The following is an 11453-nucleotide window of genomic DNA, read 5'->3' as shown; positions in this document are numbered from 1 at the left end:
GGCAGACGGTACGGCACCTCGCAAGACCGCAACCCGTCGTTAATCCTCCCTGAACTATGTTGGCGGGGCTAAGCCAACGGTCCCGCCCAATGCCCACCCGCCTCAAACGCCCCGCTTTCTGGCGCCACGTTGCAGTCGCTTTGGGCCTGGTCGCGTTCCAGGGATATCTGGGCTATAGTGTCGTCACCGGGCAATTCGGCATCGAGAGCCAGGATGCGCTCGAGGTCGAGATCGACCAGCTCAATGCGAAGTCCGGCGCGCTGCAGGCCGAGATCGATTCGTATCGGCATCGGATCGACCTGTTCCAGACCACCCGGCTCGATCCGGACCTGGTCTCTGAGCGGGCAAGGGCGCTGCTGTCGATGGCACAGGCCGACGACATCGTGGTCATGGTCGACCCGAGTAACGGTAAACCGCTTGCAGGTTCATCTTCGACGTCAACCACAGACAAGTTAAGTGGAATTATTGAAGGCGGCATAGACTGATAGCGCCGTTTCTTCGAGTAATTCCGAGATTCGCGTCTGACGTCATTGTGCGCTAAGCTCCCGCGGTTCGCGTCCTCATGCCTGGGGCGCGATGCGGTATACCCCATTCGGAGCTTAGCCCATGGCGCGTAAAGCGGTGGCCAAGACGGCCCAGTCCAACGTCCCCGAACTTACCAAGGAACAGGAACTCACCGCTTACCGCGAAATGCTGCTCATCCGCCGCTTCGAAGAGAAGGCCGGCCAGATGTACGGCATGGGCCTGATCGGCGGCTTCTGCCATCTCTATATCGGCCAGGAAGCGGTGGTGACCGGCGTCACCATGGCTTCGAACAAGGGCAAGGACGCGCAGATCACCGGTTATCGCGACCACGGACACATGCTCGTCATGGGGCTCGATCCCAAGGGCGTGATGGCGGAGCTGACCGGGCGCCAGGGTGGCCTGTCGAAGGGCAAGGGCGGTTCGATGCACATGTTCTCCAACGAGCATCGCTTCTACGGCGGCAACGGCATCGTTGGAGCGCAGGTATCCCTCGGCACTGGCCTCGCGTTCGCGTCGAAATATCGCGACGACGGCACTGTCTCGATCTCCTATTTCGGCGACGGCGCGGCCAACCAGGGGCAGGTGTACGAGAGCTTCAACATGGCCAAGCTCTGGAACCTGCCCGCCGTCTATATCGTCGAGAACAATCGCTACGGCATGGGCACCTCGGTGGAGCGTGCCTCCGGCCAGCCGAACTTCTCCAAGCGCGGCATCTCCTTCGGCATCGAGGGCGAGCAGGTGGACGGCATGGACATCCGCATGGTGTACGATGCCGCCAAGCGCGCGATCGATCATGCCCGGTCCGGCAAGGGTCCCTACATCCTCGAGATGCTGACCTATCGCTACCGTGGCCACTCCATGTCCGATCCGGCCAAGTACCGCACCAAGGACGAAGTCTCGACCATGCGCGCCGAGCACGATCCGATCGAGCAGGTGAAGAGCCGCATCCTCGAGAAGCGCTACGGCACCGAGGACAGCCTCAAGGAAATCGAGACCGAGATCCGCGCCATCGTCACTGAGGCAGCGGACTTCGCCACCTCCGATCCCGAGCCGGCCGCTTCCGAGCTGTGGACCGACATCTACGCTCCCGCCTGATCGGCGTTCTCAGACCATCCCCTTTCGATCTCCCGCTGGAGACCCTCGCATGCCCACGATCCTGATGCCCGCACTCTCGCCGACCATGGAAGAGGGGAAACTCTCCAAGTGGCTGGTCAAGGAAGGCGATACGGTCAAGCCCGGCGACGTATTGGCCGAGATCGAGACCGACAAGGCGACCATGGAGGTCGAGAGCGTCGACAGCGGCAAGGTCGTGAAGATCCTGATCCCCGAGGGCACCGAGGGCGTGAAGGTCAACGAGCCGATCGCTCAGGTGCAGGGTGAAGGCGAGACCCTTGAGGCTCCTCCGGTTGCAAAGACCGCGCCCGAGCCCATCGAGGCGCCTGTGGTCGTCGCCGAGAAGGTCGCCGAGGCGGCCCCGGCCCAAGCTGCGGCACCCGCCGCGCCGTCGTTTGTTGCGGCCGCCGATCCGGACCTGCCTGCTGGGGTCGAGATGGTCGAAATGACCGTCCGCCAGGCTCTCAACGAGGCGATGGCCGAGGAAATGCGGCGCGACCCGGATATCTTCCTCATGGGCGAGGAAGTGGCCGAGTACCAGGGCGCATACAAGATCAGCCAGGGCCTGCTGCAGGAGTTCGGGCCCAAGCGGGTCGTCGACACCCCGATCACCGAGCACGGATTCGCCGGCCTTGCTGTCGGTGCTGCCTTTGCCGGTCTGCGTCCCATAGTCGAATTCATGACCTGGAACTTCGCCATGCAGGCGATCGACCAGATCATCAACTCTGCCGCCAAGCAGCTCTACATGTCCGGCGGTCAGGTATCGGCGCCGATCGTGTTCCGGGGCCCCAATGGTGCCGCTGCGCGCGTCGCGGCGCAGCACAGCCAGGACTATTCGGCCTGGTACAGCCACATCCCGGGCCTTTACGTCGTCGCGCCGTTCAGCGCCGCAGACGCCAAGGGTCTGCTCAAGGCTGCCATCCGTTCGAACACCCCGGTGGCGTTCCTCGAGAACGAGATCCTCTATGGCTCGACGGGGCTCGTGCCCAAGGTCGACGACTACGTGCTGCCGATCGGCAAGGCGCGCATCGCCCGCCAAGGCAAGGACGTGACCATCGTGTCGTTCTCGATGGGCATGCGCTATGCCACCCAGGCGACCGAGAAGCTGGTCGCGGCTGGCCTCGATGTCGAGCTGATCGACCTGCGCACGCTGCGCCCGATGGATACCAAGACCGTCATCGAGTCCGTCAAGAAGACCGGCCGGCTGGTGACGGTGGAAGAGGGCTGGCCGCAGGGCGGCATAGGCGCCGAGCTGGCAGCCGTCGTCACCTCCGAGGCGTTCGACTACCTCGACGCTCCGCCCACCCGCGTCACCGGCAAGGACGTGCCGATGCCCTACGCGGCCAACCTCGAGAAGCTGGCGCTGCCCAGCGTCGACGAGGTTATCGCGGCGGTGAATGCGGTCACCTACCGGAGCTGACGGCATGCCGATGCTGGCCGATGACCCGAAGTTTCTCGATGCGGCCTACGCGGAGGCCCAACTCGGCCTCGCCGAAGGCGGGATTCCGATCGGCTCGGTCCTCGTACGCAACGGCGAGATCATCGGTCGCGGCCATAACCGGCGCGTGCAGAACGGCGATCCGATCCTGCACGGCGAGATGGATGCGATCCAGAACGCTGGCCGGCAGCGGACCTACAGGGACGTCACCTGCTACACCACGCTCAGCCCCTGCATGATGTGCACAGGTACCATCATCCAGTTCGGCATCTCCCGCGTGGTCGTGGCTGAATCGAAGAATTTCAAGGGCTTCCAGGACGTGCTGTCGCTGGCTGGCGTCGATGTGGTGGACTACCACGAAGAGCGCTGCGAGCACATGATGGCCGGGTTCATCGAGAAGCATCCCGAACTCTGGAACGAAGATATCGGCGAGTAAGGCACCATGAGCATCAACATCACCATGCCCGCGCTCTCTCCCACGATGGAGGAGGGCAAGCTCGCCAAGTGGCACGTGAAGGAAGGCGACAGCGTCTCCTCTGGTGACGTGATCGCCGAGATCGAGACCGACAAGGCGACGATGGAAGTCGAGGCCGTCGACGAGGGCAGGATCGGCAAGATCGTGGTCCCCGAGGGCACCGAAAACGTGAAGGTCAACGCCGTCATCGCCGTGATCCTCACCGAAGGCGAGACTGCGGCCGACGTGAAGGCCCCGGCTGCAGCGCCTACGCCGGCTCCCGTTGCAGCCCCGGCCGCCAAGGCACCGGCAGCGACCCCCGCTGCTGCGCCGACGCCTGCAGCTGCCGCACCGGCACCGGCGAAAGCTGCCGCACCCGCTCCTGCGGCAGCGAACGGTGCCCGCGTCTTCGCGTCGCCGCTCGCCAAGCGCCTCGCCCGGGACGCCGGCATCGAGCTCTCCGCCATCTCCGGCACCGGTCCGCGCGGCCGCGTGGTGAAGTCCGACGTCGAAGCCGCCAGGTCCGGCAAGGCTCCGCTCAAGGCTCCCGCTTCGGCTGCCGCGGCAGCGCCCACCGGTGGCGCTACCCTCGCCGGCGGCATGACCAAGGCGCAGGTGCTGGCCCTCTATCCCGAGGGCAGCTACGAACTCGTGCCGAATGACGGCATGCGTAAGGTCGTCGCCGCACGGCTCACCGAAGCCAAGCAGACCATCCCGCATTTTTACTTGTCGCTCGACTGCAAGATCGACGCACTGCTCTTGGCCCGCGAGCAGATCAATGCGGCCGCCCCGCTCAAGGACGGCAAGCCGACTTACAAGCTCTCGGTCAATGACTTCGTGATGAAGGCCTGGGCCGCGGCGCTGATGCAGGTTCCGATGGCCAATGCGACCTGGGCCGGGGACTCGATCCTCTACCACAAGCACGCCGACGTAGCGGTCGCGGTCGCAGTGCCGGGTGGCTTGTTTACGCCGGTGGTGAAGGCTTGCGATACCAAGTCGCTGCGTCAGATATCGGAGGAAGTGAAGGACCTCGCGACGCGTGCCCGTGGCAAGAAACTCGCACCGCACGAGTACCAGGGTGGTTCGTCATCTGTCAGCAACCTCGGTATGTACGGCATCAAGAACTTCCAGGCGGTGATCAATCCGCCGCACGGCACGATCTTGGCGGTCGGCGCCGGGGAGGAGCGCGTCTATGTCGAGAAGGGCCAGATCAAGACGGCCAACTTTATGACCGTGACGCTAAGCTGCGACCACCGCGCGGTGGATGGCGCACTCGGCGCCGAACTGCTGGCCGCGTTCAAGGGACTGATCGAAACGCCCGTGATGATGCTGGCCTGAGGGCAGGGGACTCGCGATGAAGACCATTCTCGCCTTCGGCGACAGCCTCACGTTTGGCGCAAACCCCATCCCGGGCGGTGCTCGACATCCGTACGATGACCGCTGGCCGACGACACTCGAGCGGGCGCTCGGTGGCCAGGCGCGGGTGATCGCCGAGGGGCTGGGCGGGCGCACTACGGTGCACGACGACTGGTGGGACGCGGCGGACCGGAACGGCTCGCGCATCCTGCCGACGTTGCTCTCGTCGCACTCGCCGCTCGATCTCGTCATCATCATGCTGGGCACCAACGACTTGAAGCCGTTCCACGGGCGGACGGCGCAGGAGGCGGCCAACGGCATGCGCCGGTTGGTCCAGATCGTGCGCGGCCACTACCAGAAGCCAGGCGACACCGCGCCGAAGATCATCCTCGTGGCCCCGCCGCACCTGTGCGATACCGACCATCCCGAGATGATGTTGCATTTCGGCGATGATGCGATCCTGCAATCCAAGCTCTTCGCCCGTTGGTACAAGCAGCGCGCCGACGAGTACGGCGTTGCCTTCTTCGACGCCGCGACTGTCGCATCGCCCGATCCCGCGGATGGCGTGCACCTCGATGCCGAGAACACGCGCAGGATCGGGGAGGGGCTGGCACCACTAGTGAAAGAGGTGCTGGGCCTGTGACCGTCCCAATCACCATTCGCCCGGCAACGAAGGCCGATGCGAGCGAGGTGGCGCTGCTGGTCAACATAGCGACGCACGGCGGTATCGGCATCGGCTGGCGCCATGACGAGCGGGCTGAAGGGACCTATGATCCTGCCGAGGTCGGCAGGCTCGATATGCTCGACGAGACCAGTGGGCTCAACTGGCGCAACGCCAGCATGGCCGAGAGTGACGGAGAAATTGTCGGCATGCTGCTCGGCTATCCTGAACCGGACACCATGCCCGACACTCCGCAGACGGAGGCCTTCCTCAGGCCGATCATCGAGCTCGAGTGGCTCGCCGGCGGCAAGTGGTTCATCTCGATGCTGGCGGTCCATAAGCCCTGGCGGAGCAAGGGCATAGGCAGACAACTCATGTCGCTCGCGGAACAGAAGCGGGCCGAGACAGGGCGGCGGGGCCTGGCCCTGATCGTCGAAGACGAAAATACCGGCGCGCGCAGACTTTACGAGCGCGATGGCTTCCTGGTCGCCGCGGCGCGACCGATGCACCGGTATCCGGATGGAACGCGGCCAGGCAAGGACTGGCTCTTGATGGTGAAGGACAACTGAGATGGCTGACCAATACGACCTGATCGTCATCGGAGCCGGCCCGGGCGGCTATACCGCCGCGATCCGCGCCGCGCAGCTCGGCCTCAAGACCGCAATCGTCGAGCGCGAGCACATGGCCGGCATCTGCTCGAACTGGGGCTGCATCCCGACCAAGGCGCTGCTGCGATCGGCAGAGATCTACGGCCACATGACGCATGCGTCGGAATATGGTCTGTCGGCCGACAAGTTCGGCTTCGACATCGCTGCCATCGTCGAGCGCTCGCGCAAGATCGCCGGGCGCATGAACAATGGCGTGCAGTTCCTGATGAAGCAGAACAAGATCGACATCATCTGGGGCGAAGCACAGCTCGCCGCGCCGGGCGAGATCAAGGTCTCCGCGATGTCCAAGAAGCCGGTCGAGCCGCAGTGGCCCAAGCCGAAGGACACGCTGGCCGAGGGAACGTACAAGGCGAAGAACATTATCATCGCGACCGGCGCACGGCCGCGCGTCCTGCCGGGGATCGAGCCCGACGGCGAGCGCATCTGGACGTATTTCGAGGCGATGAAGCCGCCCAGCTTCCCGAAGTCGCTGGTGGTCATGGGCTCGGGCGCCATCGGGATGGAGTTTGCCTCCTTCTACCGATCAATGGGTGCCGAGGTGACCGTCATCGAGTTGCTGCCGCAGGTGCTGCCGGTCGAGGACGCCGAGATCGCCACCATCGTACGCAAGCGCTTTGAGCGCCGGGGCATCAAGATCCTGACCGAGGCCAAGGTGACCAAGGTCGACAAGAACAAGGACGGCGTCGTCGCCCATGTCGAACTCAAGGACGGATCAAGGCAGGAGATCACCGGCGAACGGCTGATCTCGGCCGTCGGCGTGCAGTGCAACACCGAGAACCTTGGGCTCGAGAAACTGGGTGTGAAGCTGGAGCGCGGCGCCATCGCCATCGACGCCTATGGCCGGACCAACGTGCCGGGCGTCTGGGCCATCGGCGACGTCGCCGGGCCGCCGATGCTGGCCCACAAGGCCGAGCACGAGGCGGTGATCACGGTCGAGACCATCGCGGGCATGAAGGTGCATCCGCTGGACAAGCTGCGCGTTCCCGGCTGCACCTATTGCGAGCCGCAGGTGGCGAGCGTCGGCCTCACGGAGGCCAAGGCCAAGGAAGCCGGACGCGACATCAAGGTCGGCCGCTTCCCGTTCCGGGCCAACGGCAAGGCTATCGCGCTGGGCGAGATCGAGGGGATCGTCAAGACGATCTTCGACGCCAAGACCGGGGAACTGCTCGGAGCGCACATGGTCGGCGCGGAAGTCACGGAACTGATCCAGGGCTTCGTGGTCGCCATCGGCCTCGAAACCACGGAAGAGGATCTGTTCCACACCATCTTCCCGCACCCGACGCTGTCCGAGGCCATGAAGGAGAGCGCGCTAGACGCCTACGGCCGCGCCTTGAACATCTAGCGGGCGGTTGCAGCCAGAATGAACGCCCACCCTGTTCCACCCTTGGACCTCCCTCTCATGTCGCCAGAGATCACCTCGCTGCTCATCTTCCTCGGCATCGGCCTGCTCGCCGGCTGGATCGCGAGCCTGATCCTCGGTGGTGGCGGCTTGCTCAGGAACCTGATCGTCGGCGTGATCGGCTCGGTCGTGGGCGGCTACGTGCTGACGCTCGCCAAGGTCGAACTGCCGATCGGTAACGCTCTCGTCAGCCAGATCGTCACGGCGACGATCGGTGCTATCGTGGTGATCCTCGTGGCGCGGGTCATCGTCAAGTAGCGGCTTGCGCCGGGGTTGAATGCTCCAGGCCCGGACGCGATATCGGAGCGGGACTGCGTGGGGAATAAGATGGGCGTGCCGGATAAGCAGCAGGGGGGAGAGGCGCAGATGGGTGGTATGGACGCGCGTTCGCTGGTCATCTTCCTGGTCATCGGCGTCGTTGCCGGGTTCCTCGCCAGCCTCGTCGTGGGTGGCGGCAGGCTCGGCATCATTGGGTACCTGGTCAGCGGTGTCATCGGCTCGTTTGTCGGCGGCTACCTGTTCACGGCGCTCAGAGTCAACCTCGGGGTCAGGAGCCCCATATTGAACCAGATCATCACTGCGACGGTGGGCGCCATCATCGTGGTCATCATCGCCCGCCTTATTGGCTAGGAACGTCCTTTGGTCACCCTGATCGACAGCATCGACACCCGTCCGCGCCATCCCGAGAAGGCCAACCGGCCTGAAAACGAGATGCTGCGCAAGCCGGACTGGATCCGCGTCAAGGCGCCGGGTTCGCCGATCTATCGCGAAACCCAGCAGATCGTACGCGACAACAACCTGGTCACCGTGTGCGAGGAGGCGGGCTGTCCCAACATCGGCGAGTGCTGGTCCAAGAAGCACGCGACGATGATGATCATGGGCGAGATCTGCACTCGCGCTTGCGCCTTCTGCAACGTGCGCACGGGCCTGCCGACCGCACTAGACCCGATGGAACCCGAGAACGTGGCCAACGCGGTCGATAAGCTCGGCCTTGCGCATGTGGTGATCACTTCAGTCGATCGTGACGATCTTCCCGACGGCGGCGCCGAGCACTTCGCCCAGGTGATCCGGGCGATCCGCGCCAGGACGCCGAAGACGACCATCGAGATTCTGACGCCCGACTTCCTGCGCAAGGACGGCGCGCTCGAGGTTGTCGTTGCGGCCAAGCCCGATGTGTTCAACCACAACCTCGAGACGGTGCCGTCGAAGTACCTGAAGGTCCGCCCCGGCGCGCGCTATTTCCACTCGATCCGGCTGCTGCAACGCGTGAAGGAACTCGATCCGACGATGTTCACCAAGTCCGGCATCATGGTCGGGCTGGGCGAGGAGCGGAACGAGGTGCTGCAACTGATGGACGATCTGCGTTCCGCCGAAGTCGACTTCCTGACGATCGGCCAGTACCTTGCGCCGACCAAGAAGCACCACCCGGTCGCGCGGTTCGTGACCCCGGAAGAGTTCAAGTCGTACGCAACCGTGGCGACGACCAAGGGCTTCCTGCTGGTCTCCTCGAGCCCGCTCACGCGCTCCTCGCATCACGCCGGCGAAGACTTCGAGAAGCTTCGCGCAGCACGGATGGCCAAGCTCGCCCATGCCTGACCTTTTCATCGAACGACACTCCCCCCACCTGCCGCAGCGCATGTTCGATCTGATTTCGGACCTGGAGAGCTACCCGCGCTTCATTCCCAACTGCAAATCAATGGACGTGCGCGATGATGCGGCGGGGGGGCTTCTGGCGCGCATGACCATCAGCTTCGGGCCGATCACGCAGGCCTACACCAGCCGCGTCGTCGCCGATCCGCAGGCCATGACCGTCACCGCCAAGGCGACCGACGGACCGTTCGCCTATCTCGACAGCAAGTGGACGATCACTCCGGAAGGTGAGGGGTCCCGCATCCGCTTCGACATCGACTTCAAGATTTCCAATCCGTTGATCGCGGCCGTGGCCGAGCCGGCCTTCGCCGCCAAGCAGGACGAGATCATCGATGCGTTCGAGGACGAGGCGGATCGGCGCTTTGGCTAGCCGATCGCCTTCAGCACGAGCTTGAGGGCCTGAATGACGGTGGCCTGGCGGACTTCGTCGCGGCTGCCGGGGAAGACCTTCCGCAGATGGGTCGTGCCGTCCTCGGTGGCGACGGCAAAATGCACCAGGCCAACCGGCTTCTCCGCGCTGCCGCCATTGGGGCCGGCGATGCCGGTGACGGCCACGGCGATATGCGTGCCGGCGGCGGCGAGGGCTCCGTCGGCCATCGCCATGGCGACCTCCTCGGAGACAGCGCCGTACTGCCGAAGGAGGCCGAAGGGCACGCCAATCATGCTGATCTTGGCCTCATTGGCGTAGGTGACGAAGCCGCCATAGACGACGTCGGACGAGCCGGACACCGACGTGAGCGCGCCGGCGATGAGACCGCCCGTGCAACTTTCTGCAGTGGCGATAGTCATGCCCGCCGACTTCAGCGCCGCTATGGTGTCCTTGGCGAGGGAGGCGACGTCATCGGGCAGCTTCATCTAGTCCTCCCGCGGGAGTTCGACGCTGGCGGTCGCCATCGCAACGATACCTTCGCGCCGGCCGGTGAAGCCGAGTTCCTCGCTGGTCGTGGCCTTGATCGCCACGCGCCCCGACGTGATCCCACAGACGCCTGCGATGGCCGCCTTCATCGTCTCCACGTGCGGACCGATGCGCGGTGCCTCGCAGACGATGGTCAGGTCGAGGTTCACGATGCGGCCGCCGCGGTCGGCGATCAGGTCGGCAGCGTGCTTGAGGAAGATTGAGGACGCAGCGTCTTTCCACTGTGGATCGGAAGGTGGAAAGTGTTTGCCGATGTCGCCTTCGCCGAGCGCGCCGTAGATGGCGTCGGTCAGGGCGTGCAGGGCAACGTCGGCATCGGAATGGCCCTTGAGTTTGTGCGTGTGGGCTATCTCGACGCCGCCTAGCCATACGGAGTTGCCAGCCTCGAAGGCGTGGACGTCGAAGCCGCTGCCGACCCTGGTTTCCATGCTTTTCTCCCCGCCCAGCAGGCGTTCCGCCCGGGCAAAGTCTTCGGAATGGGTGATCTTGATGTTGCGGGTGCTGCCGGGCGTCAGCGCGACGGTGAGGCCCGCCCACTCGGCGATCGCCGCATCATCGGTGAACTCGCGCGGGACGCGTCCGGCACGCAGGTGGGCACTGAGGATCTGGGGAAAGCGGAAGCCTTGCGGTGTCTGAGCGGCGAACAACGTGTTGCGATCCTCGGTCGCGGCGACGGTACGGCCGTCTGCGGAACGCTTGATCGTGTCGGTCACGGGCACGACGGGCAACGCGGCGTCGCTCGATGCCAGCGCATCGACAACGTCGCTGATCACCTCCGGCGAAACGAGGGGACGCGCCGCATCATGAATCAGAACAAGATCCGGACGCCGCGGGCTCAGGGATGTCAGGCCGGCAAGGACAGAAGCCTGGCGATTGGCGCCGCCAGTGACCGGCGGTAGCAGGCGTTCACCGCCCTCGAGCTTCAATGCACCATAGAGTGCTGCATGGCCGCTATGTATCACGGGCACTACCCAGTCCACCTCAGGCTGGGCCAGAAATGCCTCTATGGTCCGTTGCAGAACCGGTTTGCCCTGGAGCTTGCGGTACTGCTTCGGGCTTGGGTCTCCGTTCGCCGTGGCGCGTTCGCCGCGGCCTGCGGCAACCACGACTACGGCGATGCTGCGCTGACCTGTCATTGTCGTTTCACACGGGCTTCTTAGTGCGGGGCAAGCTCTATCGGCGGCTTTCCGGCACAGCAAGAGGCGGCTGCTTTCCAGCGACTCTGGACCGCATTCGGCGGTTGCACGCGACAGGTTTTTGACTATTCTGCGGG

The 11453-nt window shown here is 64.6% G+C and carries 14 protein-coding genes; 12 read left to right on the top strand and 2 right to left on the bottom strand.

What is annotated here, in order from left to right; genetic code table 11:
- Positions 1-89 precede the first annotated feature (89 nt).
- The 12 genes from J0I99_RS02145 (at position 90) to J0I99_RS02090 (ending at position 9634) form a co-directional block, all read left to right on the top strand.
- A complete protein-coding gene (locus J0I99_RS02145) occupies positions 90-485 on the top strand; it encodes a septum formation initiator family protein (protein WP_291395554.1) in 396 nt (131 codons plus the stop codon).
- Positions 486-606: 121 nt separating this feature from the next.
- The gene (gene pdhA / locus J0I99_RS02140; protein ID WP_291392418.1) at positions 607-1620 is read left to right on the top strand and encodes a pyruvate dehydrogenase (acetyl-transferring) E1 component subunit alpha; all 1014 of its coding nucleotides are present in this window, start codon (positions 607-609) and stop codon (positions 1618-1620) included.
- Positions 1621-1669: 49 nt separating this feature from the next.
- Positions 1670-3058 (top strand): pyruvate dehydrogenase complex E1 component subunit beta, encoded by a 1389-nt coding sequence (locus J0I99_RS02135; protein WP_291395553.1) that lies wholly within the window; start codon positions 1670-1672, stop codon positions 3056-3058.
- Between the two features lie 4 nt (positions 3059-3062).
- Positions 3063-3512, top strand: coding sequence for a nucleoside deaminase (locus J0I99_RS02130; protein WP_291395552.1), 450 nt, complete (start codon positions 3063-3065; stop codon positions 3510-3512).
- A 6-nt stretch (positions 3513-3518) separates the two neighbouring features.
- Positions 3519-4868: a pyruvate dehydrogenase complex dihydrolipoamide acetyltransferase gene (locus J0I99_RS02125; RefSeq protein WP_291395551.1), complete on the top strand. Its 1350-nt coding sequence runs from the start codon at positions 3519-3521 to the stop codon at positions 4866-4868.
- 16 nt (positions 4869-4884) lie between these two features.
- Positions 4885-5529: an SGNH/GDSL hydrolase family protein gene (locus tag J0I99_RS02120; protein WP_291395550.1), complete on the top strand. Its 645-nt coding sequence runs from the start codon at positions 4885-4887 to the stop codon at positions 5527-5529.
- Positions 5526-6116, top strand: a complete 591-nt coding sequence (locus J0I99_RS02115) for an N-acetyltransferase (protein ID WP_291395549.1) — start codon at positions 5526-5528, stop codon at positions 6114-6116. Before J0I99_RS02120 ends, J0I99_RS02115 begins: the two co-directional genes overlap by 4 nt.
- A 1-nt stretch (position 6117) precedes the next feature.
- A complete protein-coding gene (gene lpdA / locus J0I99_RS02110) occupies positions 6118-7557 on the top strand; it encodes a dihydrolipoyl dehydrogenase (RefSeq protein ID WP_291395548.1) in 1440 nt (479 codons plus the stop codon).
- A gap of 57 nt (positions 7558-7614) precedes the next feature.
- Complete coding sequence (locus tag J0I99_RS02105; protein ID WP_291395547.1) at positions 7615-7872, top strand: GlsB/YeaQ/YmgE family stress response membrane protein; 258 nt, start codon at positions 7615-7617, stop codon at positions 7870-7872.
- Positions 7873-7989: 117 nt separating this feature from the next.
- On the top strand, positions 7990-8244 hold the full coding sequence (locus tag J0I99_RS02100) for a GlsB/YeaQ/YmgE family stress response membrane protein (RefSeq protein WP_291395799.1): 255 nt from the start codon (positions 7990-7992) through the stop codon (positions 8242-8244).
- A gap of 9 nt (positions 8245-8253) precedes the next feature.
- Positions 8254-9210, top strand: a complete 957-nt coding sequence (gene lipA, locus J0I99_RS02095; protein WP_291392403.1) for a lipoyl synthase — start codon at positions 8254-8256, stop codon at positions 9208-9210.
- Positions 9203-9634 (top strand): type II toxin-antitoxin system RatA family toxin, encoded by a 432-nt coding sequence (locus J0I99_RS02090; RefSeq protein ID WP_291395546.1) that lies wholly within the window; start codon positions 9203-9205, stop codon positions 9632-9634. Before lipA ends, J0I99_RS02090 begins: the two co-directional genes overlap by 8 nt.
- On the opposite strand, the gene J0I99_RS02085 is transcribed toward J0I99_RS02090, so the two are convergent.
- Positions 9631-10119 carry a CinA family protein gene (locus tag J0I99_RS02085; RefSeq protein ID WP_291395544.1) on the bottom strand — a complete coding sequence of 163 codons (489 nt, stop codon included), beginning with the start codon at positions 10117-10119 and terminating at the stop codon, positions 9631-9633. The genes J0I99_RS02090 and J0I99_RS02085 overlap by 4 nt on opposite strands.
- On the bottom strand, positions 10120-11316 hold the full coding sequence (locus J0I99_RS02080; protein ID WP_291395542.1) for a bifunctional 2-C-methyl-D-erythritol 4-phosphate cytidylyltransferase/2-C-methyl-D-erythritol 2,4-cyclodiphosphate synthase: 1197 nt from the start codon (positions 11314-11316) through the stop codon (positions 10120-10122). It abuts the gene before it with no gap.
- Positions 11317-11453 lie beyond the last annotated feature (137 nt).

It is taken from the genome of Devosia sp., assembly GCF_017307495.1.
In the GTDB taxonomy this organism is placed as follows: Bacteria; Pseudomonadota; Alphaproteobacteria; order Rhizobiales; family Devosiaceae; genus Devosia_A.
Note: the sequence above shows the minus strand (reverse complement) of the source record. Positions and strands in the feature narration are given on the sequence as shown.

Coding starts and splice junctions, on each gene's coding strand:
- J0I99_RS02145 (WP_291395554.1), top strand. CDS start 90: ATGCCCACCCGCCTCAAACGCCCCGCTTTCTGGCGCCACGTTGCAGTC.
- pdhA (WP_291392418.1), top strand. CDS start 607: ATGGCGCGTAAAGCGGTGGCCAAGACGGCCCAGTCCAACGTCCCCGAA.
- J0I99_RS02135 (WP_291395553.1), top strand. CDS start 1,670: ATGCCCACGATCCTGATGCCCGCACTCTCGCCGACCATGGAAGAGGGG.
- J0I99_RS02130 (WP_291395552.1), top strand. CDS start 3,063: ATGCCGATGCTGGCCGATGACCCGAAGTTTCTCGATGCGGCCTACGCG.
- J0I99_RS02125 (WP_291395551.1), top strand. CDS start 3,519: ATGAGCATCAACATCACCATGCCCGCGCTCTCTCCCACGATGGAGGAG.
- J0I99_RS02120 (WP_291395550.1), top strand. CDS start 4,885: ATGAAGACCATTCTCGCCTTCGGCGACAGCCTCACGTTTGGCGCAAAC.
- lpdA (WP_291395548.1), top strand. CDS start 6,118: ATGGCTGACCAATACGACCTGATCGTCATCGGAGCCGGCCCGGGCGGC.
- J0I99_RS02105 (WP_291395547.1), top strand. CDS start 7,615: ATGTCGCCAGAGATCACCTCGCTGCTCATCTTCCTCGGCATCGGCCTG.
- J0I99_RS02100 (WP_291395799.1), top strand. CDS start 7,990: ATGGACGCGCGTTCGCTGGTCATCTTCCTGGTCATCGGCGTCGTTGCC.
- J0I99_RS02090 (WP_291395546.1), top strand. CDS start 9,203: ATGCCTGACCTTTTCATCGAACGACACTCCCCCCACCTGCCGCAGCGC.
- J0I99_RS02085 (WP_291395544.1), bottom strand. CDS start 10,119: ATGAAGCTGCCCGATGACGTCGCCTCCCTCGCCAAGGACACCATAGCG.
- J0I99_RS02080 (WP_291395542.1), bottom strand. CDS start 11,316: ATGACAGGTCAGCGCAGCATCGCCGTAGTCGTGGTTGCCGCAGGCCGC.